Origin of the sequence: Arthrobacter sp. CJ23, from assembly GCF_024741795.1 — a bacterium.
In the GTDB taxonomy this organism is placed as follows: Bacteria; Actinomycetota; Actinomycetes; order Actinomycetales; family Micrococcaceae; genus Arthrobacter.
This window is the reverse complement of the sequence record NZ_CP102950.1, coordinates 3,016,936-3,041,807: the sequence shown is the minus strand read 5'-3', so window position 1 is coordinate 3,041,807 and position 24,872 is coordinate 3,016,936. Positions and strand designations below refer to the sequence as shown.

The window sequence follows — 24,872 nt, the reverse complement described above, 5'->3', positions numbered from 1 at the left end:
CCCTCGCATTTAAGCCTTTATGCTAAGCCGGTGGCTTAGGTGTTGGGACGCTTACCGTGGTTTGCGCCGCCGCGCTTACGGTCACGACGCTTACGTGCACGCTTGCTCATAGCTGGCCTCCTTAATTTTTTGATACTCAATAAAGCTGCCCTCCAGTTTCGCACATCCGGACGCCGCGCAGCGAACCGGCACGACGACGGCGCCGGGTGGGCGGCCGGGTCTGCCTCAGTCCCGAAGGGAATTCCGGATCGAAATCCTGGCCTGGTCCAGGACGGTGCGCACGGTTTCCAGTGCCACGGGCGTCAGGGGCTTGCTTCCCGCGTGCAGGCGAAGCTCCACCCGGAGGTCGTCCCTGAAGGACTGGACCAGGAGCTCGGCCTCCTTGAGGATGCGGTGGCCCTCCGGCGAATACCGCGCCGCCGTCCGGGCCTGGAAGTCCATGGATTTCGCGGTGGACCTGGCGGCCTCGGCCGTGGCCGCCAGATCGGCACGCAGCCCGCGCATGTTGCTCCGGATGTCCTCCCGCAGCGTGTCGGCGAGCCGCCGCACGGAAGCGGAGATGGTCTCTTCGACGTCGGCCAGTTCCCCGCGCCTGGTGTCCAGCTCCGCAAGGCCGGCCGCCGTGATGGAGTATTTGGTGCGCCGGCCCTCGGCCTCGGTGGCCACGAGCCCCTCCTCCTCAAGCTTGCCGAGCCGGGGGTAGATGGTGCCGGCGCTGGGGGAGTAGGTGCCGCCGAAGCGGTCGCCGAGTGCCTTGATGAGCTCATAACCGTGTTTGGGGCCGGACTCCAGCAGCGCCAGGAGGTAGAGGCGCAGGGCCCCGTGGGCGAAGACGGGAGGCATCAGAGGCCTGCCTCGCCGGGGACGGCCTGCCCACTGCCGCTGACGGCCTCACTGTGGATGATGTAGGTCTTCCCGGACACGGAGTTGGTCCGCACCAGCATGAGCCGCTCATCCGGGCCCACGATCGTCTGGACCTTGCTGGCGGCCTGGGCATACATCTGGTCATCGATCACCAGGGTCCCGCTGGCGGACTTGGCCACAATGTCCACCCCGACGTCGTGCGGAAGCCTGATGGTGAGGTCTCCGGAGACCGAGTTGGCCCCGAAGTCGTGCGTGTAGCTGTGCAGATCGAAGCTGAGCTCCCCGCTGACCGTGGTGGCGCGGATGCTGCTGAACCTGCCCGACGCCGTCACCTCGCCGGAAACGCTCTTGGCGGTCAGGACGCCGTCGTGGTTCCGGGCGATCACATCGCCGCTGACGGTGTTGACGTGGAGCTCGCCGCGAGTGCCGTCGGCCAGGACCGAGCCGGACACCGTGTTGAGCCGGCAGCGGCCGCTGACGCCGGAAACCATGCCGTCCCCGCTAACGGTTCCGGACTCGACGTCGACGCCGGCGGGCAGGGCGATGCTGATGACCACCGTGTTTGCGCTGGTGTTGTTCACCGTGTCCATGAGGTTGCGGAACCAGCCCTGCGGGCCCTGCAGTTGGTGGCGCACTTCCAGGCGCCCGTTGACGAGCGAGACCGAGAGCGGGTCGCCGTCGATTTCCGAGACTTCGATCCGGGCGAACGGTTCCTCGTGCGTCATGATGTCGAAGCGGCCCTTGACGATGCCGAGCTTCAGCGAGCGGACGTCGTCGACGTCGATGGTTTTCGGACCGGTGACGGTCCAGTTGTTGTCCGGCATGACCCCTCCAAAAAAGGCGATATATCGCGTTGATGAATTCACGATATATCGCGAGTCGCGGAATGGCAATGGCCCGCGAAAGGAAGGAGCTGTTTTTCTTACCCGGGTATGTTTACTCGGGCTGCGCGATCCGGAGCCACTGGAACCAGCCGCGGTGCAGCACCAGCCACGCCATCAGCCCGTAACCGGCCTGGCCGGGCGTGCCGCCATTGGAGGCGAGGTCCGTCCGCCACTGCTCGTGGTTGAGCAGCGGGGAAAAGGTGTCCACATAGTGGTGGTTGCGGCGCGTGGTGACATCCGCGAAGGCCGTGTTCAGATCGGCGAGCCGGCGGTTGCGGGCCGGATCAAGCGTGGGCGGGGGGCCGACCACGAAAACCGAGATGCCGCTGTGCGAGGCGCCATCGAGGATGTTGGCGAGGTTCAGGCGGCTGCGCGCCGTGGACAGGCCGAACTCGAGGTCCCGTCCGGAGAGCCCGATGACCAGCCGGTTCTCGTGGGCGTCGCTGAAGCGCCGCCCCGCCTCGTCCTGCCAGCGGGCCGCGAGACCCTCCGTGCCTTCCATCGGACAGGGGAGTGCGAAACTCTCCACCGAAACTGAGTCCTGGGGCGTGCGGGCCAGCACACGGCCCAGCCAGCCCAGGGCCCGGGGGTCACCCAGTCCGGCGAGCAGTTCATCTCCAACAGCTGCAATGCGCAGCTTCCTGTCTTCCACGGCTACCTCTTCACACTATGTTGCGGTCCTTGCATGGTATCCGGCCCGGCGGCCGGCGGGCCGATCCTCCGCGCCCGATCCATCAGACGATCGTCGTCGTTAAACAAGACTGCCCGGTTGGAAGCGGCATGCGCCACCTCCAACCGGGCAGTCATGGGTTTACTTGCGTGCGAAGGCCTGCTTGAGCAGCATGTCCTGCTCGGCGGCGTGGCGCTTCATGGAACCGGCAGCCGTGGATGCCGATGCCGGACGCGACACCAGCTGGACCTTGCGGTCCAGCGCCTGCGGCAGGTTCAGGCCGATGAACGGCCACGGGCCCTGGTTGGCGGGCTCGTCCTGGGCCCAGACGATGTCGGCGTTGGGGTACTTGGCAAGTTCCGCCTCGATCTCGGCCTGCGGCAGCGGGTACAGCTGCTCCACGCGTACGATCGCCGTCGAGGTGTCGCCGGACTTCTGGCGGTTCGACAGCAGATCGTAGTACAGGCGGCCGGACACCAGGATGACCCGGTCGACGTTCTGCAGCGGCTCGTGCTCGGCGATGACCGGCTTGAAGCCACCCGTGGTGAAGTCCGCAACGGAGGACGCCGCAGCCTTGAGGCGCAGCAGCTGCTTCGGGGTGAAGATGATCAGCGGCTTGCGCGGACGGCTGTACGCCTGGCGGCGCAGCAGGTGGAAGTGCGAGGCAGCCGTGGTGGGGTTCGCCACGATCATGTTGTCCTCGGCACAGAGCTGCAGGAAGCGCTCGATGCGGGCGGACGAGTGGTCCGGGCCCTGGCCCTCGTAGCCGTGCGGCAGCATGAGCACGAGCGAGGAACGCTGGCCCCACTTCTGTTCGGCGGAGGAAATGAACTCATCGATGATGGTCTGCGCACCATTGACGAAGTCACCGAACTGGGCTTCCCACAGCACCAGTGCGTCCGGGCGCTCCACGGAGTAGCCGTATTCGAAGCCCATGGCCGCGTATTCGGACAGCAGCGAGTCGTAGATCCACAGCTTGGCCTGGTTGTCCGAGAGGTTGCCCAAGGGCAGCCACTCGTTGCCGTTGGCGCGGTCGTGGAAGACCGCGTGGCGCTGCACGAACGTGCCGCGGCGGGAGTCCTGGCCGGCGAGGCGGACCGGGACGCCCTCCATGATGAGAGAGCCAAAGGCCGCGATCTCGCCGAAGCCCCAGTCGATGCCGCCTTCGCGGGACATCTGCTCACGCTTCTCGAGGAGCTGCTTGAGCTTGGAGTGGACGGTGAAGCCTTCCGGAATCTCCAGGTGGGCCTGGCCGATGCGGGTGAGGGTATCCACGGAGATCGCGGTGGACGCCGGCGAGTTGGTGCCGAAGTCCGCCTGCTGCGCAGTGGGACGCTCGATGTCCGATACCGCGGCGGAGTCCGCCGTGATGATCGGGATGGGCGAGGTCTGGGCTGCGTGGGTCTCTGCGAAGACGCGCTCGAGGCGTTCCTGGTAGTCGCGGAGCAGCTGCTCTGCCTCTTCCTCGGTGATGTCGCCACGGCCGATCAGCGACTCGGTGTAGAGCTTGCGCACCGAACGCTTGGCTTCGATCAGGTTGTACATCAGCGGCTGGGTCATCGAGGGGTCGTCGCCCTCGTTGTGGCCGCGGCGGCGGTAGCACACCATGTCGATGACAACGTCCTTGTGGAAGCGCTGGCGGAACTCGTAGGCGAGCTGCGCGATGCGCACCACGGCCTCGGGGTCGTCACCGTTCACGTGGAATACCGGGGCCTGGATCATCTTGGCGACGTCCGTGGAGTACGTGGACGAACGCGAGGATGAAGGTGCCGTGGTGAAGCCGACCTGGTTGTTCACGATCACGTGGATGGTGCCACCCGTGCGGTAACCGCGCAGCTGGGACAGGTTGAGGGTCTCAGCCACGACGCCCTGGCCGGCGAAGGCCGCGTCACCGTGGACCATGATCGGCAGGACCGGGAAGGCCTCGCCCTGGTCCAGGCGGTCCTGCTTGGCGCGGACGATGCCTTCGAGGACGGAGTCAACGGCTTCAAGGTGGGACGGGTTGGCGGCCAGGTAGACCTTGGTCTGCTTGCCGTTGTCCGAGGTGAACATGCCTTCGGTACCAAGGTGGTACTTGACGTCACCCGAACCCTGGACGGAGCGGGGATCCTGGGTGCCCTCGAATTCACGGAACACCTGGGCGTAGGTCTTGCCTGCGATGTTGGTGAGCACGTTGAGGCGGCCACGGTGGGCCATGCCGATGGCAACTTCGTCGAGGCCGTCATCGGCGGCATCGGAGATGATGGCATCGAGCAGCGGAATCAGGGACTCGCCGCCCTCAAGGGAGAAGCGCTTCTGACCGACGAACTTGGTCTGCAGGAAGGTCTCGAAGGCCTCGGCAGCGTTGAGCCTGGACACGATGCGCAGCTGCTCTTCGCGGCTCGGCTTCGAGTACGCGTGCTCCAGCTGGTCTTGGAACCACTTGCGCTCGGCAGGCTCCTGGATGTGCATGTACTCGATGCCGGTGGTGCGGCAGTACGCATCGCGCAGGACGCCGAGGATGTCGCGGAACTTGAGCATCGGCTTGCCGCCGAAGCCACCCGTGGGCCATTCGCGGTCCAGGTCCCACAGCGTCAGGCCGTAGGTCAGGACATCGAGGTCCGGGTGCTTGCGCTGCACGTATTCCAGCGGGTCGGTATCGGCCATGAGGTGGCCGCGCACACGGTAGGAGTGGATGAGCTGCTGGATGCGGGCAACCTTGTTGATCTCGTCAGCAGGGTCGACCTGGAGGTCGGGGCTCCAGCGGACGGGCTCGTAGGGAATGCGCAGCGCCTCGAAGATCTCGTCGTAGAAGTTCTGTGCGCCCAGCAGGAGCTGGTGCACCAGCTTCAGGAACTCGCCACTGCCGGCACCCTGGATGACGCGGTGGTCATAGGTGGAGGTCAGCGTCAGGATCTTGCTGATGGCGTTCTGGGCGATGATCTTCTCGCTGGCGCCCTGCCACTCGGCCGGGTAGTCGAGAGCGCCGACGCCGATGATGGCGGCCTGGCCCTTGGACAGGCGCGGCACGGAGTGGACCGTGCCGATGCCGCCGGGGTTGGTCAGCGAGACGGTGGTGCCTGCGTGGTCATCCGCGGTGAGCTTGCCGTTGCGGGCGCGCTTGATGAGGTCCTCGTAGGTGTGCCAGAACTCCGCGAAGTCCATGGTCTCGGCCTTCTTGATGTTCGGAACCATCAGGAGGCGCGTGCCATCGGGCTTGGGCATGTCGATGGCGATGCCGAAGTTGACGTGGGCCGGCTGCACGGACACCGGCTTGCCGTCCACCTCGTCGTAGTAGACGTTCATCGACGGGAACTGGGCCAGGGCGCGGACCACGGCGTAGCCGATGAGGTGGGTGAAGGACACCTTGCCGCCGCGGGCACGGGCAAGGTTGGAGTTGATGACAACACGGTTGTCGATCAGCAGTTTGGCCGGTACGGCGCGGACGCTCGTCGCGGTGGGGACTTCCAGGCTCGTCACCATGTTGGTGGCGATGGCCTTGGCCGGGCCGCGGAGGACGGAGACGACGTCTTCCTCGGGGGCCGTGGGAGCCTTGGTGCTCTTGGGCAGCTGAGCCGGGATCGGCTGGGCGGCGTTGCCTCCGGCCGGCTTCTTGGCACCGTCACGGGCAACCGTGGCGGGGGCTTTCCTTGCCGGCGCAGGTGCAGCGGGTGCAGGAGCGGCGGCAGTCGGGGCAGCCGCGGGAGCGGCCGGCGACGGTGCCGGAGCCGCTGCAGCCGGGGCTACGACGGGAAGTTCACGTGTGGGGGGATTGGCAGCAATGGCTGCTGCGGAGGATCCGTTGGAAGAAGTGCCGTCACCGGTCTTGAAGGATTCGAAAAGCGGCCACCACTTGGTGTCGACCGAGTTCTTGTCCTGCTGGTACCGCTCGTACAGTTCGTCAACGAGCCACTCGTTTCCGCCAAATTCCTCGGGTAGACGGTGGCTGGGCTGCTCTGGCACTTGAAATACGCCTCTTCCATGAGTGTTGATTTCCAGCTGGCTGAAGGTTGCGTTTTTGCAACGATGAACCAGGGTCCGGGTCCCGCGAACTCAGACCCCTGCCAGTCTAGTTACGATCTTTGGTTAACTGCCAATAGTGGTGACCTAAATCATGCCGGTGCGGACGCAAAGCCTCCGAGGCGCCGAACGACCATACATTGACGCCCCGTGAAGCGGGCCGCGGCGGGGCCGTAGCCGGACTGTAGACTGAAATCCTTATGGACAGTAAATCTAGGTGCCGGCCTGGGAGCTGCAGCGGAAGCCGTCTTGGCAAATCCGCACAGCCTGCCCGCCGAGCCGGCAACACCCGTTCACATGCCCATCACGCGCCGGCCTTCAGTGCCGGCGGCGCCGCGGACCATGCGTCCGCCGCGCCCGACCAGCCTCCGCCGGACAGAACCTCCGGTTGGCCGCGGCTCTCCTTTCGGCTTTCACCGCGGGTCCCGCTCAAGGCAGGGGGCCGCTAAATGGAATGGCTCCTGTTTGCCGCCGGCATCCTGCTGATTCTCGGAACAGGCTTCTTCGTAGCAGTTGAATTCTCGCTCGTCGCCCTCGACCAGGCGACGGTCCAGCGTGCGGTCGACGACGGCGACCACGCCGCGGTCCCGCTGCTGAAGTGCCTGAAATCCCTCTCCACCCAGTTGTCGAGCTGCCAGCTCGGCATTACCCTCACCACGCTGCTGACCGGCTTCGTCATGGAACCGTCCGTGGGCCGGCTCCTGGTAGGGCCGCTCGGCCTGCTGGGCGTCCGCCCGGAGGCTGCCCACTCCGTGGCACTGGTGATTGCGATGGCCTTCGCCACGGTCTTGTCGATGCTGATCGGTGAACTGGTGCCCAAGAACATGGCCATTGCCTTGGCCTTCCCGCTGGGCCGCCGGCTGGCCCGGCCGCAGCTGGTCTTCACAGCTGTGTTCAAACCCGCCATCGTTGTCCTCAACGGCTTCTCCAACAAGGTCCTGAACCTGTTCGGACTCGAGGCCAAGGAAGAGATCTCCGGCGCGCGCACGCCTGCGGAGCTGGCCTCCCTGGTCCGGCGTTCGGCAGAGCTGGGAACCCTCGACGCCGGCACGGCCAACTTTGTCGCCCGGACGCTCAGTTTCTCCGAACGCACGGCAGCCGATGTCATGACGCCGCGCATCCGCATGGAAACCATCGACGCTGAGCAGCCCGTAACGGACATCATCGACGCCGCGCGTCGCACCGGATACTCGCGCTTCCCGGTCATCGGCGATTCCGCGGACGACATCCGCGGCGTGGTGCACGTCAAGAAGGCCGTGGCCGTTCCTTCGGACCGTCGCGCCAAGCTGGAGGCGGGGGCCATCATGACCGACGTCCTCCGGGTGCCGGAGACCATCCATCTGGATGCGCTCCTGACGGAACTCCGCGAGGGAAACCTGCAGCTCGCCGTCGTGCTTGATGAATACGGCGGCACCGCCGGCATCGCCACGCTTGAAGACCTCGTGGAGGAAATCGTGGGCGAAGTCTCCGATGAGCATGACAAAGTGCGTCCGGGCCTGCTCCAGAGTGCCTCGGGGGACTGGTACTTCCCGGGCCTGCTGCGCCCGGATGAGGTGTCCGAACAGATTCCGGGACTCACCGTTCCGGACGAGGCCACCTATGAAACGGTGGGCGGCTACGTCATGAGCAGGCTGGGCCGCATAGCCGCCGTGGGCGACGTCGTGGAGACCGGCGGCGGGACCCTGACCGTCACGCGCATGGACGGCCGCCGGATCGACCGGATCTGCTTCCGCCACGTCGAACCCGGGCCGCCTGCGGATGCGGACGGCCGCAAGGCCAAGCACGAGGCAGGTGCTGCATGAGCGACTGGGCAGGAATCCTTTGGCTCGTACTGCTCCTGATCGGCAACGCGTTCTTCGTGGCCGCCGAGTTCGCGGTCATGTCTGCGCGGCGCAGCCAGATCGAACCGCTGGCGGAGGCCGGCTCCAAACGGGCACAGACCACGCTCCGCGCCATGGAGAGCGTCTCCCTCATGCTCGCGTGTGCGCAGCTGGGCATCACGGTCTGCTCGCTGCTGATCCTCCAGGTGGCAGAACCGGCCATCCACCACCTGCTGGCCGTCCCGCTGGGCGCCGTCGGGGTGCCCGGCGAGCTGGCCGACGTGGTGGCCTTCGTCATCGCCCTGCTCGCCGTGACGTTCCTGCACGTGACGTTCGGCGAAATGGTGCCCAAGAACATCTCGGTTTCGGTGGCCGACAAGGCGGCGCTGCTGCTGGCCCCGCCGCTGATGTTCATCGCCGGCCTGGTGAAGCCGGTCATCTGGACGCTGAACTGGTCCGCCAACCACATCCTGCGGCTCATGAAGATCGAGCCCAAGGACGAGGTCACCTCCTCCTTCACACTTGAAGAAGTCCAGTCGATCGTGCAGGAGTCCAGGCGGCATGGCTTGGTGGATGACGAATCCGGGCTGCTGAGCGGTGCGCTGGAGTTTTCGGAGCACACTGCGGCACACATCATGGTGCCGCTGGACAAGCTGGTGATGCTCAAATCGGCGTCCACGCCGGTGGGGCTGGAGAAGGCCGTGAGCCGTACCGGATTCTCCCGCTTCCCGATGCTGGACGACGACGGCGAGCTGGCCGGCTACATCCACGTCAAGGATGTGCTGTCCATCCCGGAGGAGGGGCGGAAGCACCGGATCGCCGAGGGCCGGATCCGTTCGCTGGCCAACCTGTCGCCGGACGACGAGATCGAGGATGCGATGGCCGTGATGCAGCGTACCGGCTCGCACCTGGCCCGTGTGGTGGGCCCGGGTGGCGCCACGCTGGGTGTGCTCTTCCTGGAAGACGTCATCGAACAGCTCGTGGGCGAGATCCGTGACGCCACCCAGGCCACCGGCATCCGGAGGCTGGGCGGCCAGGAGCGCGCACAGTAGTCCGGGCAGGGCGGCAGTGCCGCCCTGCCCGGACTACGGACCGCCGGCGAGGAATCCTAAATAGGAATCATTCACATTTGGCGCTACACTCGAAAACGCCAGCTATTGGGTTTGATTCTCATTTCGCCTGCTGGTTTTCACCAGCCTGTTGCTTTTCACTAGATCGAGGTTTTCGTGCGCACCACCGCCGCCCGCCTGTCCCTGGCCGCCTCTGCCGGCCTGGCCCTTCTGCTCACCGCCTGTGCGGCTCCTGCCGCTGTGCCGCCGTCGGGGTCTTCCGGTGCCATTGAGGTGGTCACCTCCACCAATGTGTACGGCGACATCGTGAAAGCCATCGGCGGCGAGAAGGTCAAGGTGACATCCATCATCACCAAGACCAGCCAGGACCCGCACTCCTACGAGGCCAATGCCCAGGACAAGCTCGCAGTGTCCAAAGCCAAGCTGGTAGTGGAAAACGGCGGCGGCTACGACGACTTCCTGCACAAGCTTGCCGACGACACGAACGTGGGCCATGACAACATGGTCAGCGCCGTGGAAGTGTCCGGACTTGCCCCGGAGGAAGACCCGGCCCACTCAAGCGAGTCTGCGGCTGCCGACGGGCACAGCCACGGCGACTTCAACGAGCACGTCTGGTACAGCCTGGCGTCCATGGGCAAGCTGGCGGACGCCTTGGCCGCGAAACTCAGTGCCCTGGACTCCGCTTCCGCGGGAACCTTTGCCGCCAACGCGGACACCTTCAAGGCTTCGCTGGCCGGACTGGAGGCAAAGCTGGGTGCGGTCAAGGCGGCCGGCACCGCCGTTCCGGTTGCCGTCACGGAGCCGGTCCCGGGATACCTGCTGGAAGCAGCCGGCCTGGAAAACAAGACCCCGGCCGCCTTCAGTGCTGCCATTGAGGAAGGCACGGACGTGCCGCCGGCTGTCCTGAAGGAGACCACCGAGCTGCTGCAGACCAAGGCCGTCCGCCTACTGGCCTACAACGCCCAGACAGAAGGCCCCCAGACCGAGGCCGTGAAGGACGCGGCCACCGCGGCGGGCATCCCGGTGGTTGACTTCACCGAAACCCTGCCCGAGGGCATGGACTACCTCCAGTGGATGGGCGCAAACGTCAAGAACCTCACCGAGGCCCTGGGCAAGTAGCTCCCGGGCAAGCAGGCCTTGCCAAGCAAACACCACAGACTGCTGCCGCCGTGGGCCCTGCAATCGTCCTAAGATGTTCAGGACGGCTGCGGGGCCCTGCGCACGCCACCAACAACTGCGTTCCTTCGGCAACGCGTGGATCGAGGACAATCTTTTGACACCGGTAGTGAGCCTCCGCGGGGCCGGCCTCCAATTCGGCAGGCGAGTCCTGTGGGACGGCCTCGACCTGGACATCAACCCGGGGGAGTTCTTCGCCGTGCTCGGACCGAACGGCAGCGGAAAGACGAGCTTCCTCAAGGTCCTGCTGGGACTCCAGGAACTGCACTCCGGCACCGTCTCGCTGGGCGGGCATCCGGTGGAACGCGGCAGCAAACGCATCGGGTACATTCCGCAGCAGAAATCCTTCGCCCCGGACACCCCGCTGCGGGCCCGGGACCTGGTGGGCCTGGGCATCGACGGCCACCGCTGGGGCATGCGCCTTGGCGCAGCCGGGGTCAACCGCCGCGTGGACGAACTGCTGGACCTCGTGGGCGCCTCCGACTATGCCAAGGTCCCGGTGGGCCTGCTGTCCGGCGGCGAGCAGCAGCGGCTCCGCGTGGCCCAGGCCCTGGCCACCGAACCCCAGGTGCTCCTTTGCGATGAACCGCTGCTGTCCCTGGACCTGCACCACCAGCAGGGCGTCAGCGCCCTGATCAACAGGCAGTGCCACGAACGGAACAGCGCCGTGGTGTTCGTGACCCACGAAATCAACCCCGTGATCGACTATGTGGACCGCGTTCTCTACCTGGCCGGCGGACGCTTCCGGGTGGGAACGCCCGAGGAAGTCATGACCACCGAGGTCCTTTCGGAGCTGTACAACAGTCACGTGGAGGTCATCCGCGCGAACGGCAGGATCGTTGTGGTCGGCCTCCCGGATGCCACTACCCACTTCCACGACGACGCCCACGCAACCGCCGGGGAGGATTTCTAAATGGATCTCGGCAGCATCCTGCAGACCATCTTCAACTTCGAGAACTACGGCGAACTGCTGGCCCTGGTTCAGAACTCCATCTGGGCGGGTGCTGTGCTGGGCCTGCTCGGCGGGCTGGTGGGCACGTTCGTGATGAAGCGGGACCTCGCCTTCGCCGTGCACGGCATCTCCGAGCTGTCCTTCGCCGGCGCCGCGTTCGCCCTGCTGATCGGCGCCGACATCATCTTCGGTTCGCTGGCCGGTTCCGTTGCGGCCGCGCTGCTGCTGGGCCTCATGGGGGTCCGGGCCCGGGACAAGAACTCCATCATCGGCGTCATCATGCCCTTCGGCCTCGGCCTGGGGATCCTCTTCCTGGCCCTGTATGAGGGCCGGGCAGCCAATAAGTTCGGCCTGCTGACGGGCCAGATCGTTTCCGTGGACACCGTGCAACTGCAGGCCCTCGCAGGCACCGCCGTGGTGGTCATGGCGGTGCTGGCCGCCATTTGGCGGCCGCTGAGCTTCGCCAGCGTCGATCCCGAAATGGCAGAGGCACGCGGCGTGCCGGTCCGCGGCCTGGCCATCGGCTTCATGGTGCTGCTGGGCGTGAGTGTGGCGCTCTCCATCCAGATCGTTGGCGCCCTGCTGGTGCTGGCCCTGCTCATCACCCCTGCGGCGGCAGCCCTCCGGGTGACCACCTCGCCACGGTTGGTGGTGTTGCTGAGCGTGGCCTTCGCCGTGACGGCCACGGTGGGCGGCATTCTGCTCGCCCTGGGCAGCCGGATCCCGATCAGCCCCTACGTGACCACGCTGTCATTCCTGATCTACGTGGCGTGCCGGGTCATCGGCAGTGTCCGCGCCAAGCGCGGGCTCACCGGCCGGGTGATGCGCGAAGCCGCGCCGGCCGCGGCATCCTAAAGCAGTCCGGCGGCCTTCTTGGCCGTGCACTCGGGGCACAGCCCGAAGATTTCCACGGTGTGGGCCACTTCGGTAAAGCCGTGCTCCGCGGCCGTGCGGGCCGCCCAGGTCTCGACGGCGGGGGCCTCCACTTCCACGGCTTTGCCGCAACTGCGGCACAACAGGTGGTGGTGGTGCCCGGTCACGGCGCAGCGGCGGTAAACAGCCTCGCCCTCGCCGTTGCGCAGGACATCGATGAGCCCGTCATCGGCGAGGGACTGCAGGATGCGGTAGGCAGTGGCCAGGGACACGGAGATCCCCTTGTTCTGCAGCAGGCGGTAGAGCTCCTGGGTGCTGACGAAGTCGTCCAGCTCGTCCAGGGCGGCGCTCACGGCCAGGCGCTGCTTGGTGACACGCTGCTCCTTGACGCCTGAGGCGGCTGGATTGGCGGCGGCGCTGGTGCCGTGCGGCATGGATGGACTCACTTCCCCGGGGATGCTGGCAAACCCCAATTTTACCAGCCGGCGCAGCGTGGACACTCCCCGGAGCGGACCATAGGCTTGCGGCATGAAGCTCACCAAGTTCACGCATGCCTGCGTCCGCTTCGAGAAGGACCGGCACGTGCTGGTCATTGATCCCGGGACGTTTTCGGAGACCGAGGAAGCCCTGGCAGGGGCGCAGGCCGTGCTGGTCACGCACCAGCACACGGACCACATTGATATCCCGGCCGTGGTCATGGCGCTTCGGAACAATCCCGAACTGCAGGTCCATGCCCCGGCCGTTGTTGCGGAAGAGCTGAAGGCCAAAACCGCCGACGACGGCGGGCGGATCCATGCGGTGGAGCCGGGCAGTGTCTTCGAGGCGGCCGGCTTTGCCATCCGCACCTTCGGCGGGCAGCACGCCTTGATCCATCCGCAGATCCCCGTGGTGGCCAACATCGGCTACCTCGTGGATGACAACGTCTTCCACCCCGGGGATTCCTTCGTGGTGCCGGACGGCGTCAGCGTTCAGACCCTGCTGGTCCCCATCCACGCGCCGTGGTCCAAGGTGGGCGAAGTGGTGGACTTCGTGGTCTCGGTCCGGGCGCCGAAGGCCTTCCCCGTCCACGACGGCCTGCTCAACGAGCTGGGCCGGGGCATCGTGGAGGGACACGTGACCCGGATCGGTGCCAAGTACGGGACGCAGTACGCCCGCCTCGGCACCCGGGAATCAGTCGAGCTCTGAGTCTCTCAGGCCAGACCGGCCGGCCAGACGCCGGTCTCGTGGAAGCGGGCCAGCATGGCCTCGTACGGCGCGGGATCGAGTCCCTTTTCCGCCAGCCAATCCGCGCTGCAGTAGCTTCCGGCGTAGCGGTCGCCGCTGTCGCACATGAGCGAAACGATGCTGCCGCGCTGGCCCTCGGCCACCATCTGCGCCACGAGCTGCCACACACCCCACAGATTGGTGCCCGTGGACGGCCCGGCATGCAGGCCGGCCAGCGCCTGCAGCTGGCGCATCGCCGCCACTGAGGCGGCATCCGGGACCTGGATCATGTGGTCGATCACGGCCGGGATGAAGCTGGGCTCCACGCGGGGCCTGCCGATGCCCTCGATCCGGGACGGCATTCCGGTGCTGTACTCGGCCAGTCCGTCGCGCCAGGCAGGGTAGAACGCCGAGTTTTCGGGGTCCACCACGGCGAGCCTGGTGCTGTGCCGGTTGTAGCGCAGGTACCGGCCGATCGTGGCGCTGGTGCCGCCCGTGCCCGCCCCCACCACGATCCAGCGGGGGACAGGGTGCTCCTCGAGGGCAAGCTGTTCAAAGATGGACTCGGCGATGTTGTTGTTGCCGCGCCAGTCCGTGGCCCGCTCCGCGTAGGTGAACTGGTCCATGTAATAGCCGCCGGAGGTGCGGGCGGTTTCCTCGGCCACGGCGTAGACCTCCGAGGCGTGGTCCACCAGCAGGCAGGCGCCGCCGAACTGCTCAATCAGGGCAATCTTTTCCGGACTGGTGGTCTTGGTCATGACCGCCACGAACGGCAGGCCGATCAGCCGCGCAAAATAGGCCTCCGAGACTGCCGTGCTGCCGCTCGAAGCCTCCACGATGGTGGTTCCCTCGGTGATCCAGCCGTTGACGAGCCCGTACAGGAACAGGGACCGTGCCAGGCGGTGCTTCAGGCTGCCCGAGCGGTGCGTGGACTCGTCCTTGAGGTACAGCTGCACGCCCCAGTGCTCGGGGAGCGGCACCGCGTAGAGGTGGGTGTCCGCAGAACGGTTGTTCTCGGCCTCGATCTTGCGGATGGCCTCGCTGGCCCAGGCCCGGTCCTGATTGCACGATTTACTCACGCCTCCAGCCTACCGGCGCCGCACTGGATGCCCGGATAGTCTGGAATCATGACCACCCTGATGCAAGTGAAGGAACTGCGCCGCCGGCAGGAGGCGGGCGCGCGCACCGTGGTGGTGGACGTCCGCTGGACCCTCGGCGATCCCCACGGCCATGCCCACTACCTCGAGGCCCACGTGTCCGGAGCCGTCTACGCCGATCTGCCCACCGAACTGGCGGACCACACAGTGCCCGGCCGTGGCCGCCATCCGCTGCCGCCGAAGCGGAAGTTCCAGGAATCCGCACGGCGCTGGGGCCTGAACGACGGCGACACCGTGGTGGCCTATGACAATTCGGGCAACATGGCCGCCGCCCGCCTGTGGTGGATGCTCCGCGATGCCGGCGTGGGGTCCGTTTACCTGCTCGACGGCGGCCTGGCCGCCTGGCGTGCGGCGGGTTACCCCGTGGAGGCAGGCGAGGTGGTTCCCGCCGTCGGGAGCATCACCCTCGGCGAGGGGCACATGCCGGTGATCAGCGAAGAGGAGACGGCCGTTTGGCCGCAGGACGGAATCCTGCTCGATGCCCGGGCCGGGGAACGGTACCGCGGTGAGATCGAGCCCGTCGACCCCCGCGCCGGGCACATCCCCGGTGCCGTGAGCGCCCCCACCACGGAGAACATCTCCGCCGACGGACGCTTCCTGGACCCCGAACAGCTGCGCCGGCGCTTTGCCGGGCTGGGCCTGGATCCGGGCGGCCAGGTGGCCGTCTACTGCGGCTCGGGCGTCACGGCTTCCCACGAGATCGCCGCACTCGAGATCGCCGGCTACCGGGCGGCGCTGCTCCCCGGCTCGTTCTCGCAGTGGTCCACCAATGCGGCCAATGCCGTGGATACAGGGGACCGGCCGTACGAGTCCGGCGACCCCACCGGCACGGACCGAACTGGCACTGCGGCGGCCCCCGGGAGTAGCGTCAGAGCATGACCCCCGGACGCCCCGTGCCCCCGCCTCTTGCCAAGCCGATCCCCATCCTGGACGGCCCCCAAGCGGGCGGCTCCCGCCTTGCCGCCGCGTACGGCGCCACCTCGGCTGACAGCGGCCTGCTGCCCCTGACCGTCGCACGTCGCGCCCCCAAGGAAGACGACGTCGAAATCGACATCGAGTTCTGCGGCCTCTGCCACTCGGACGTCCACACCATCCGCGGCGAATGGAGCCAGCCGGCGTACCCTCTGGTGCCGGGCCACGAAATCGTGGGCCGCGTCCGACGCGTCGGAGCGGCCGTGGACGACTTCGCTCCTGGCGACCGCGTGGGCGTCGGCTGCCTGGTGGACTCCTGCCGCGAATGCGACAGCTGCCTCGAAGGCCTGGAGCAATACTGCGAGCGCGGCAACACCGGAACGTACGGCTCCAGGGATGCCCGCAACGGTGACACCATCACCCAGGGCGGCTACTCGACGTCGGTGGTGGTGGACCGCCGCTATGTGCTGCGCATCCCGGACAGCCTGGACCCGGCTGCCGCGGCCCCGCTGCTCTGCGCCGGCATCACCACCTACTCGCCGCTGCGCTACTTCGATGTGGAGGACGGCGACTCCGTGGGCGTTGTGGGCCTCGGCGGCCTGGGCCACATGGCCGTCAAGATCGCCAAGGCCATGGGCGCCGAGGTCACGGTGTTCACCACGTCCGAAGCCAAGGCGGACGACGCCCGCGAACTCGGGGCAGACCGGGTGGTCCTGTCCAAGGATGCTGCGGCCATGGCAGCGGCCGACCGCAGCATCGACGTCATCATTGACACCGTGGCGGCTCCGCACGACCTCAACCCCTACTTCCGCACCCTTCGGCTGGACGGGGCCCTGTTCCAGCTGGGGCTGCCCTCGGAGGACATGCCCCCCGTGCGGCCCGGGACCCTGATCCGCCGGCGCCTCGCCTATGCAGGATCCCTGATCGGCGGCATCGAGGAAACCCAGGAGATGCTGGACTTCTGCGCCGAACACGGTGTGGCCAGCGACATTGAAATCGTCGGCGCGGAGCAGCTGAACGAAGCCTACGACCGCATGGTGGCAGGCGACGTGAAGTACCGCTTCGTGCTGGACACGGCAACCCTGCAGGAACCATCGGAAAAGGCGGATGCATGAGCACTCTGTTCACCAAGATCATCAACGGCGAGATCCCCGGACGCTTCGTGTGGAAGGACGACGACGTGGTCGCGTTCCTGACGATTTCCCCGATCACCCAGGGCCACACCCTGGTGGTGCCGCGCGAGGAAGTCGATTCCTGGACGGACGCCACGCCGGAGCTGCTGGGCAAGGTCATGGACGTCGCACAGAAGATCGGCCGCGTCCAGGAGTCCACCTTCGACGCCAAGCGCGTGGGCGTGCTCATGGAAGGCTTCGAGATCAACCACCTGCACGTCCACGTGTGGCCGGCCTATTCGATGGCCGACTTCGAGGTGCACAACGTTGACCACCATCCGGACCCCGCCATCATGGACGCGACGGCCATGAAGTTCCGGGCAGCGCTGCGCACCGCCGGGCACGAGGCCTTCGTCCCGGAAGACTGACGCCCAGTGGACTGACATCCGGAGGAATCATGGCAAGCCCCAAAGCCGGCCTGGATCTTGGCCGATCCGCCTATGAGGAACATCGCTGGGGTGACGCGTTCGAGCATCTCGTGACCGCCAACGCTGAAGGCGGGCTGCCCGCGGCCGACCTTGAGCGGCTGGCCACTGCAGCGATGTTGACGGGCCAGTCCACCTTCGGCATCGACACGCTCACCCGCTCCCATGAGGAGTTCCTCGTGATGGGGGACGCCGCCAGCGCGGCCAGGTGCGCCGGCTGGCTGGGGCTGTTCCTCATCAACCAAGGCGAGATGGCACGCAGCGCCGGCTGGCTGCTGCGTGCCCGCAGGCTCGTGGAGGAACTGGACGAGCCCGGCCCCGTGGAGGGGTTCCTGCTCATCCCGGACGCCCTGGGCAAACTGTACGGCGGTGACGTGGAAGGGGCGGCCGTCATCTTTGGACGGGCGTTCGATATCGGCACCAGGTTCCGGGACAAGGACCTGGTCTCCCTGGCGCAGCTGGGGCAAGGCCAGGCAAAGATCATGCTGGGCCAGACGGTGCAGGGGCTCGGGCTGCTCGACGAAGTGATGGTGGCAGTCACGGCCGGGGAACTCTCGCCGGTCCCTTCCGGAATCATCTACTGTGCCGTGATTGGCGCCTGCCACCTTGTCTTCGACGTGCACCGGGCCCTCGAATGGACCGCTGCGTTGGACCATTGGTGCGCCGGCCGCCCGGACATGGTCCTCTTCAGCGGCCAGTGCCAGTCGCACCGTGCCCAGCTTTACGTCCTTCATGGCCAGTGGCCGGATGCCCTGGCGGCCGCCGGCCTGGCGCTGGACCGTGCCGCACGCGGGGACCCCCAGTCGGTGTACGGAGGCTTCTACCAGCAGGGCGAGGTCCAGCGGCTTCGCGGCGAGCTGGATGCAGCCGAGACGTCCTACAGGGAGGCTGGCAATTCGGGGTACGAGCCGCAGCCCGGGCTGGCATTGATCCACCTGGCCCGCGGCGACAGCCTGCTAGCCCAGGGCCAGATCCGCAGGGCTGCCGCCACAACGGATCTGGCAAGCCGGCATCAGCTGCTGCCGGCGCTGGTGGACATCGAACTCGCGACGGGGGACATCGCTGCCGCACGCAGCGGAGCAGAGGAACTGAAGGCCCTGGCCGAGGCATTCCCCGTGCCGATGGTACAGGCACACGCCTGCCAGGCCGATGGCGCGGTGCTTCTCGAAGAGGGCGACCCAGCGGGCGCACTCAAGCCGTTGCGGCGCGCCTGGACAACGTGGCGCAGCCTCGATGTGCCCTTCGAAGCCGCACGCTGCCGGATCCTGGTGGGCCGGGCCTGCCGTTTGCTCGGCGACGAAGACTCGGCCCTGATGGATTTTGAGGCCGCACGCAGGGATCTTCTTGACCTCGGCGCGAAGCCGGCGGTCGCCGCCGTTGATTCCCTGCTGGGAGTGGTCAGCCCAGGGCCGGCGGGACCGCTGACCCGCCGCGAAGTCGAAGTCCTGCGGCTGGTGGCCGCAGGCAAGACGAACCGGGCGGTCGCCGTCGAACTCTATCTCAGCGAGAAGACCGTGGCCCGGCACCTGAGCAACATCTTCCTCAAGCTCGGCCTTTCCTCCCGGACCGCAGCCACCGCCTATGCGTACGACCACGGACTGGCCGGCTGAGCCGGGGGCTGCATCGGATGACCCATGCCGCGGCGACAAGATGCATGGTTCTGCCGATGCGGCGGCGCAGCGGGCGGACCTAATGTCGAAGCATGAACCTTCCCCTCCTTGCCGGCACAGTATCCACGGTGCTCTTCGCGGTGAGCATGCTGCCGATGCTGGTCAAGGCGGCGCGCACCAGGGACCTGGCGTCATACAGCCTGGGCAATCTGTTCATGAGCAATGTGGCCAACGTGATCCACTCCGTCTATGTGTTCAGTCTGCCCGTGGGCCCGATCTGGCTCCTGCATTCCTCGTACGTCGTCGCGTCCGCGCTGATGCTCGTGTGGTGCCTGCGCTATGGGACCCGGCCCGCCGGCAGCGCCACGCCTGATCCGGCGGATGGGGCAGATTCAACCATGGAACACAGCGTGAGCCAACAGGAGGCACTGCCATGAACAGCAACCGGGCCATGAACAGCAACCGGGAAAACGATTCCGGCGAGGTGCTGGACACGATCATTGTGGGCGGCGGACAGGCCGGACTTGCCCTGGGCTACTTCCTGGCCCGGCAGGGGCGTGATTTCGCCATTCTCGATGCACACCAGAGGGTGGGCGATGCGTGGCGGCAACGCTGGGATTCCCTCCGGCTGTTCACCCCGGCCAAGTACGACGGCCTCCCGGGCCTGCCGTTCCCGGGCGACAGGCTGTCCTTCCCCGCCAAGGACGAGGTGGCGGACTACCTCGAGGCGTACGCCGGCCGTTTCAACCTTCCCGTCCACCTGGGCGTCCGCGTGGACCACCTGTGGCAGGAGAACAGCCACTACGCGGTCACTGCAAACGGCAAGCGCTGGGAATCCGCCAACGTGGTGGTGGCGACGGGCGGCTGCCAGTCGCCGAAGATTCCGGACTTCGCCGAGCGGCTGGAACCCTCCATCGTCCAGCTGCATTCCAGCCGGTACCGTAACGCCGGGCAGCTTCAGCCGGGCCCCGTGCTGGTGGTGGGGGTGGGCAATTCCGGTGCGGAGATCGCCCTGGACGTGAGCCGGACCCACTCCACCGTGCTGGCCGGAACCCCCAGCGGGGAGCTCCCAGGCCGCCATGGACGGGCAGCGGCGCGGTTCGTCCTGCCGGTGGTGCGCTTCCTGGGGCTGCACGTCCTGACACTCAACACACCCATCGGCCGCAAGGCAGTACCGCAGTTCCTCGGGCACGGCACGCCGCTCATCCGGACCAAGGCCAAGGATCTTGCTGCTGCCGGCGTCGAATCCGTTCCCCGCGTGGCCGGGGTCCGCGACGGCAAGCCGCTGCTGGCGGACGGACACGTGGCTGATGTCGCCAATGTCATCTGGTGCACGGGCTTCGCGGATGACTTCGGATGGGTGGAGTCCCCGGTTTTTGACGACGCCGGCCGTCCACGGCAATACCGCGGGGTGGTGCCGCAGGCACCCGGGCTGTTCTTCCTGGGACAGGAGTTCCTGTTCGCGGCCGTCTCGGCCACATTGCCGGGCGTCGGCCGGGATGCGGCGTATCTGGCCGGACAGATCCCCCTCCAGTCCACCCGTCCCGTTGCACACCATCGGCAGGAAGCCTAGGGCCGTGGGTGCAAAGGAGCTGCTGGGCAATGTGCCACTGCCGCCGGGGCAGCTGGTGGGGCTCGGCGCTGATATTGTCCTCGGCCGCTTGAAGCCTGCCCGGCTGCCGGGTCCGCGGACAGTCCACCGCGCGGCCGGTAGCGGATTGCTGGTGGCCGGATGCGCGATCAACGCTTGGTCACTGCTGGAACGCCGCCGCCAATCGAGCGGAGCATTCGATCTCGAGCGGCCCCAGTCGCTGGTGGTGACCGGCCCCTACGCCAGCAGCCGCCATCCCATGTATGTGGGCTGGTGGCTCATCCATCTGGGGCTCGGTGTGCTGCAGGGCTCGGCCTGGGCCTTCGCCACCACGCCGGCGGCCGCCCTGGCCGAGCACCGCGGCGTGCTCGCGGAGGAACGGACGTTGGCGGAGTCCTTTGGGCACGCCTACGCCGCCTACGCGCAGCGGGTTCCCCGATACGTCCCGGGACGCCGCTGACGACGGGGCCTCAGGTTGCGGCCCTGGACGGGGCCCTGGCAGGCCTCAGGCCGGGGCGAGTGCCTGGTTCAGCACCGTGCGGATCCGCTTTTCCGAGACGGAATAGGCCGTGCCGAGCTCGACGGCGAACAGGCTCACCCGCAGTTCCTCGATCATCCAGCGCACACGGGTTAACTCGCCGACCGCACGGCGCCCGGGAAGAAGCGCCGCCACGGCGTTGTCGTAGTCGTCCTCCAGGCCCTGGACTGCGGCCATGTTCAGGCCGTCCCGCTGGACGTTGCCCGGCAGCTTCTCCAGGCGCTTCTCGACCGCCTGGAGATACCGCGGCAACTGGCTCAGCTGGGCGTAGCCCGTCCGTGCTACAAAACCGGGGAAGACCAGCTGCTCCAACTGGCTCTTCATGTCGTTCAGCGCGCTGATCAGCGGAAGGCTGGTGCTTGCCTTCAGCTGTTTTTCGATCCGCCGGGCGCTCGCAAGGATGCGCTCGACCACGGCCGTCACCGTGAACACGGTGTCGATGAGTTCTGCCCGGACTACCTCGTAGAGGGCATCGAAGGCAGTACTGTCCCACGGCAGTTCGGCCGGCGTGAGCTTGTCCACGGCGGCCAGGGCGCAGTCGGCAATCAGCGCGCTCACCGAACCGTGGGGGTTCTGGCTGAAGGTCAGCTTCTCGGTGTTGCTCAGGTGCTCCAGGACGTAGCGGTCCGGGGAGGGGATCCGCAAGGCGAGGAGCCGGATGACGCCGCCGCGCATCGCGGCCTCCTGCTCGGCGCGCGTCTGGAAGACCTGCAGGGCCACGGAGTTGCCCTCGTCCACGATGGCCGGGAAGCCCGTCACGGCATGGCCCTTGACCGTGCGGCTGACCTGGCGCTCCACCGGCCCGAAGTTCCATTCGGTGATGCCGGTGCGCTCGGCGAATCCGCCGGAAGCGGCTGCGGTGGCCCCGTTCGGGGACCCTGCGCCCGGGGCGGACGCGGGCGTGCCGGTTCCTTTGGGCCCCTTGGTGCGGGCCGTCGTGGCGGGTGTCGCCCCCAGCGATTCGGCGATGGCCCGGCGCGTGGCCGGTGCCAGCCGCTCCTGTAGGGCCGCGAGGTCCTTGCCCTCGTCCAGGACCTTGCCGCGGCTGTCCACCACCCTGAAGCTGACGCGCAGGTGCTGAGGCACGGCGTCCCAGTTCCAGGACCCCGGGGGGATGATGTGGCCCCGGAGCCTGCGCAGCACGAGTTCGAGGGAGGCCTCAAGGTTGTCCTCGGCGGGATCGAAGCCTGCCTCCAGCGCCGCGGTCGCCTGGCGGGCGACGTCGGGTGCGGGAACGAAGTTCTTCCGGATCTGCTTGGGCAGGGACTTGATCAGCGCTGTCACGAGCTCCACGCGCTGGCCGGGAATCTGCCAGCGGAACGCGGCGTCGTCGAGCTGGTTCAGGAACAGCACGGGCACCTCTGCGGTGACGCCGTCCGAGGGGTTCGGGGGAGATCCGGGAGCCACGGGGTGGAACTCGTAGCTGAGCGGCAGTTCGAAGCCCTTGTGCAGCCACGTCTTGGGGTACGCGGAATCGTCCAGGGATTCGGCGTCCTCGCTGATCAGCAGCGACTGGTCGAAGTCCAGGAGCGTGGGCTCGGCCTGCCGTGCTTCCTTCCACCACCTGTCGAAGTGCCGTTCGGACACCACGTCCTTGCCGACGCGGGCATCGTAGAACTCGAACAGTGTTTCGTCGTCCACCAGGATGTCGCGGCGGCGCATGCGGGTTTCGAGTTCCTCGATCTCGTGGAGCAGTGCCCGGTTGCGGTGGAAGAACTTGTGGTGCGTCTTCCAGTCGCCCTCCACGAGGGCATGCCGGATGAACAGCTCGCGGGAGAGTTCGGGGTCCACCCGGCTGTAGTTGACCCGGCGGCTGGGGATGATAGGCACGCCGTAGAGCATGACCTTCTCATGTGCCATGACCGCGCCCATCCGGGTGGACCAGTGCGGCTCGCTGTAGGAGCGCTTCACGAGGTCCGGCGCAACCTGCTCGGCCCACAGCGGATCGAACTTGGCGGCCACGCGGGCCCAGAGCCGGCTGGTTTCCACGAGCTCGGCCGCCATGACGAAGGCCGGCGACTTCTTGAACAGTGCCGAACCGGGGAAGATTGCGAAGCGGCTGCCCCGGGCGCCGGCGTATTCGCGCTTGCGTTCATCCAGCAGGCCGATGTGGCTCAGGAGGCCCGAGAGCAGGCTCATGTGGATGCCCTCGTAGTTGCCCACGGGATCGGCCTCGCGCTTGTTGTCGATGGTAATGCCCAGCGGCTTGGCGAGCTGGCGCAGCTGCTGGAACAGATCCTGCCATTCGCGCACGCGCAGGTAGTTGATGAATTCGTTCCGGCACAGCCGGCGGAACTGCGTGGAGGACAGCTCGCGCTGCTGTTCCTGGATGTAGTTCCACAGATTGAGGAAGCCGGTGAAGTCGGAATGCTCGTCGCGGAACCGTGCGTGCTTCTCGGCGGCCAGCTGCTGCTTGTCCGTGGGACGCTCGCGGGGGTCCTGGATGGTCAGGGCCGCGGCCAGGATCATGACGTCCTTGACGCAGCCGCGCTTTCCGGCCTCCACGATCATGCGGCCCAGCCGCGGGTCCACCGGGAGCTGGGCAAGCTTCTGCCCGACGGCGGTCAGCCCGCCGCGGGCGGGCTGACCGCTGCCGGGCTGACCGCCGCCGGACTGACCGCCGCCGGACTCGTCGCCGGCCCTGGCCGGAGCCAGGGCGCCGAGTTCGCGCAGGAGGGTGACGCCGTCGTTGATGGCGCGGGAGTCCGGCGGCTCCACGAACGGGAAGTTTTCGATGTCCTTGGGGCCCCGTGCCACACCCATGGCGGTCATCTGCAGGATGACGGCGGCCAGGTTGGTGCGCAGGATTTCAGGATCGGTGAACTGCGGCCGGGACTCGAAGTCCTCCTCGGAGTAGAGGCGGATCGCGATGCCCTCGGAGACGCGGCCGCAGCGGCCGGATCGCTGGCTGGCCGAGGCCTGGGAGACGCGTTCAATCGGCAGCCGCTGCACCTTGGTGCGGTGCGAATAGCGCGAGATGCGGGCGGTGCCGGTGTCGATGACGTACTTGATGCCCGGGACCGTCAAGGACGTTTCGGCCACGTTGGTGGCCAGGATGATCCGCCGCTTGCCGCCGGGGTTGAAGACGCGGTGCTGTTCCTGGAGGCTCAGCCGGGCAAACAGGGGGAGCACCTCGGTGCCGGCGAGCCGGCGGTTGGCCTGGATGCGGCCATTGAGCGCCTCGGCGGCGTCCCGGATCTCACGCTCGCCGGAGAAGAACACCAGGATGTCGCCCGGGGCTTCCTTCGCGAGTTCGTCGACCGCGTCGCACACGGCATCGAGGGGATCGCGGTCCTCCTCGAGTTCGTCGTCGGAGGAGTCCTCCTCAGCACCGCCGGCCGGCTGGGACAGCGGGCGGTAGCGGATCTCCACGGGGTAGGTGCGGCCGGAGACCTCGATGATCGGCGCGGGGGATTCCTCGCTGCCGAAGTGTTTGGCGAAGCGCTCGGGGTCGATCGTGGCCGAGGTGATGATGACCTTCAGATCGGGACGCTGGGGCAGGATGCGCTTGAGGTAGCCCAGGATGAAGTCGATGTTGAGGCTGCGCTCGTGGGCCTCGTCGATGATGATGGCGTTGTATTTGCGCAGCAGTTTGTCGCGCTGGATTTCCGCCAGCAGGATGCCGTCCGTCATGAGCTTGATCTTGGTGGCCGCGCTGACTTCGCCGGTGAAGCGCACCTGGAAGCCCACCTCCTGCCCGATCTCGACATCCAGCTCGGAGGCGATGCGTTCGGCCACCGTCCGCGCGGCAAGCCGGCGCGGCTGGGTGTGGCCGATCAGGCCCTTCTCGCCCAGGCCGAGTTCGAGGCACATCTTGGGGATCTGGGTGGTTTTGCCGGAACCGGTCTCGCCCGCGATGATAGTCACTTGGTTGGCGGCGATGGCCGCCATCAGGTCCTCGCGGCGCTCGGAAACGGGCAGCTCTGCGGGGTAGGAAATATGAAGTGTCATGGCTG

Annotated in this window: 21 protein-coding genes; 13 read left to right on the top strand and 8 right to left on the bottom strand. The window is 67.1% G+C overall.

The features are described from left to right. Nucleotides 1–35: 35 nt before the first annotated feature. From NVV90_RS21100 to NVV90_RS13565, 5 genes are all read right to left on the bottom strand, one after another. Nucleotides 36–110, bottom strand: coding sequence for a 50S ribosomal protein bL37 (locus NVV90_RS21100; RefSeq protein WP_369299106.1), 75 nt, complete (start codon nt 108–110; stop codon nt 36–38). A gap of 115 nt (nt 111–225) precedes the next feature. Continuing rightward, nucleotides 226–843, bottom strand: coding sequence for a PadR family transcriptional regulator (locus NVV90_RS13580; RefSeq protein WP_258437803.1), 618 nt, complete (start codon nt 841–843; stop codon nt 226–228). Further along, nucleotides 843–1,688, bottom strand: coding sequence for a DUF4097 domain-containing protein (locus tag NVV90_RS13575; protein ID WP_258437802.1), 846 nt, complete (start codon nt 1,686–1,688; stop codon nt 843–845). Before NVV90_RS13575 ends, NVV90_RS13580 begins: the two co-directional genes overlap by 1 nt. A 112-nt stretch (nt 1,689–1,800) precedes the next feature. Beyond that, nucleotides 1,801–2,400: a GDSL-type esterase/lipase family protein gene (locus NVV90_RS13570; protein ID WP_258437801.1), complete on the bottom strand. Its 600-nt coding sequence runs from the start codon at nt 2,398–2,400 to the stop codon at nt 1,801–1,803. Between the two features lie 159 nt (nt 2,401–2,559). After that, complete coding sequence (locus NVV90_RS13565) at nt 2,560–6,360, bottom strand: multifunctional oxoglutarate decarboxylase/oxoglutarate dehydrogenase thiamine pyrophosphate-binding subunit/dihydrolipoyllysine-residue succinyltransferase subunit (RefSeq protein ID WP_258437799.1); 3,801 nt, start codon at nt 6,358–6,360, stop codon at nt 2,560–2,562. A gap of 506 nt (nt 6,361–6,866) precedes the next feature. Between NVV90_RS13565 and NVV90_RS13560 the strand changes: the two genes are divergently transcribed. The 5 genes from NVV90_RS13560 to NVV90_RS13540 all read left to right on the top strand — a co-directional run bounded on the left by NVV90_RS13560 (nt 6,867) and on the right by NVV90_RS13540 (nt 12,290). Further along, nucleotides 6,867–8,219, top strand: a complete 1,353-nt coding sequence (locus NVV90_RS13560) for a hemolysin family protein (protein ID WP_258437798.1) — start codon at nt 6,867–6,869, stop codon at nt 8,217–8,219. Further along, nucleotides 8,216–9,289 carry a hemolysin family protein gene (locus tag NVV90_RS13555; RefSeq protein WP_258437796.1) on the top strand — a complete coding sequence of 358 codons (1,074 nt, stop codon included), beginning with the start codon at nt 8,216–8,218 and terminating at the stop codon, nt 9,287–9,289. Before NVV90_RS13560 ends, NVV90_RS13555 begins: the two co-directional genes overlap by 4 nt. A gap of 174 nt (nt 9,290–9,463) precedes the next feature. Further along, nucleotides 9,464–10,426 (top strand): metal ABC transporter solute-binding protein, Zn/Mn family, encoded by a 963-nt coding sequence (locus NVV90_RS13550; protein WP_258437795.1) that lies wholly within the window; start codon nt 9,464–9,466, stop codon nt 10,424–10,426. A gap of 154 nt (nt 10,427–10,580) precedes the next feature. Then, nucleotides 10,581–11,396 carry a metal ABC transporter ATP-binding protein gene (locus tag NVV90_RS13545; protein WP_258437794.1) on the top strand — a complete coding sequence of 272 codons (816 nt, stop codon included), beginning with the start codon at nt 10,581–10,583 and terminating at the stop codon, nt 11,394–11,396. Beyond that, on the top strand, nt 11,397–12,290 hold the full coding sequence (locus NVV90_RS13540; protein ID WP_258437793.1) for a metal ABC transporter permease: 894 nt from the start codon (nt 11,397–11,399) through the stop codon (nt 12,288–12,290). On the opposite strand, the gene NVV90_RS13535 is transcribed toward NVV90_RS13540, so the two are convergent. Further along, complete coding sequence (locus NVV90_RS13535) at nt 12,287–12,742, bottom strand: Fur family transcriptional regulator (RefSeq protein WP_258441175.1); 456 nt, start codon at nt 12,740–12,742, stop codon at nt 12,287–12,289. The two genes, NVV90_RS13540 and NVV90_RS13535, sit on opposite strands and share 4 nt — an antisense overlap. A 94-nt stretch (nt 12,743–12,836) precedes the next feature. Between NVV90_RS13535 and NVV90_RS13530 the strand changes: the two genes are divergently transcribed. After that, complete coding sequence (locus NVV90_RS13530; RefSeq protein ID WP_258437792.1) at nt 12,837–13,493, top strand: MBL fold metallo-hydrolase; 657 nt, start codon at nt 12,837–12,839, stop codon at nt 13,491–13,493. Nucleotides 13,494–13,498: 5 nt separating this feature from the next. On the opposite strand, the gene NVV90_RS13525 is transcribed toward NVV90_RS13530, so the two are convergent. Beyond that, a complete protein-coding gene (locus NVV90_RS13525) occupies nt 13,499–14,590 on the bottom strand; it encodes a PLP-dependent cysteine synthase family protein (protein ID WP_258437791.1) in 1,092 nt (363 codons plus the stop codon). Between the two features lie 48 nt (nt 14,591–14,638). On the opposite strand from NVV90_RS13525, the gene NVV90_RS13520 reads away from it, so the two are divergent. The 7 genes from NVV90_RS13520 (at nt 14,639) to NVV90_RS13490 (ending at nt 20,838) form a co-directional block, all read left to right on the top strand. Continuing rightward, nucleotides 14,639–15,547: a sulfurtransferase gene (locus NVV90_RS13520; RefSeq protein WP_258437790.1), complete on the top strand. Its 909-nt coding sequence runs from the start codon at nt 14,639–14,641 to the stop codon at nt 15,545–15,547. Next, nucleotides 15,544–16,695, top strand: a complete 1,152-nt coding sequence (locus NVV90_RS13515) for an NAD(P)-dependent alcohol dehydrogenase (RefSeq protein ID WP_258437789.1) — start codon at nt 15,544–15,546, stop codon at nt 16,693–16,695. The genes NVV90_RS13520 and NVV90_RS13515 overlap by 4 nt, the downstream gene beginning before the upstream one ends. Further along, nucleotides 16,692–17,120 (top strand): HIT family protein, encoded by a 429-nt coding sequence (locus NVV90_RS13510; protein ID WP_258437788.1) that lies wholly within the window; start codon nt 16,692–16,694, stop codon nt 17,118–17,120. Before NVV90_RS13515 ends, NVV90_RS13510 begins: the two co-directional genes overlap by 4 nt. Nucleotides 17,121–17,149: 29 nt before the next feature. Beyond that, a complete protein-coding gene (locus tag NVV90_RS13505; RefSeq protein WP_258437787.1) occupies nt 17,150–18,787 on the top strand; it encodes a LuxR family transcriptional regulator in 1,638 nt (545 codons plus the stop codon). Between the two features lie 92 nt (nt 18,788–18,879). After that, nucleotides 18,880–19,224: a hypothetical protein gene (locus NVV90_RS13500; protein ID WP_258437786.1), complete on the top strand. Its 345-nt coding sequence runs from the start codon at nt 18,880–18,882 to the stop codon at nt 19,222–19,224. Beyond that, nucleotides 19,221–20,360: a flavin-containing monooxygenase gene (locus tag NVV90_RS13495; protein ID WP_396125306.1), complete on the top strand. Its 1,140-nt coding sequence runs from the start codon at nt 19,221–19,223 to the stop codon at nt 20,358–20,360. The genes NVV90_RS13500 and NVV90_RS13495 overlap by 4 nt, the downstream gene beginning before the upstream one ends. A gap of 4 nt (nt 20,361–20,364) precedes the next feature. Then, nucleotides 20,365–20,838: an isoprenylcysteine carboxylmethyltransferase family protein gene (locus NVV90_RS13490; protein ID WP_258437785.1), complete on the top strand. Its 474-nt coding sequence runs from the start codon at nt 20,365–20,367 to the stop codon at nt 20,836–20,838. Between the two features lie 45 nt (nt 20,839–20,883). Here NVV90_RS13490 and hrpA read toward each other — a convergent pair whose 3' ends face one another. Then, nucleotides 20,884–24,867 (bottom strand): ATP-dependent RNA helicase HrpA, encoded by a 3,984-nt coding sequence (gene hrpA, locus NVV90_RS13485; RefSeq protein ID WP_258437784.1) that lies wholly within the window; start codon nt 24,865–24,867, stop codon nt 20,884–20,886. Nucleotides 24,868–24,872: the final 5 nt, after the last annotated feature.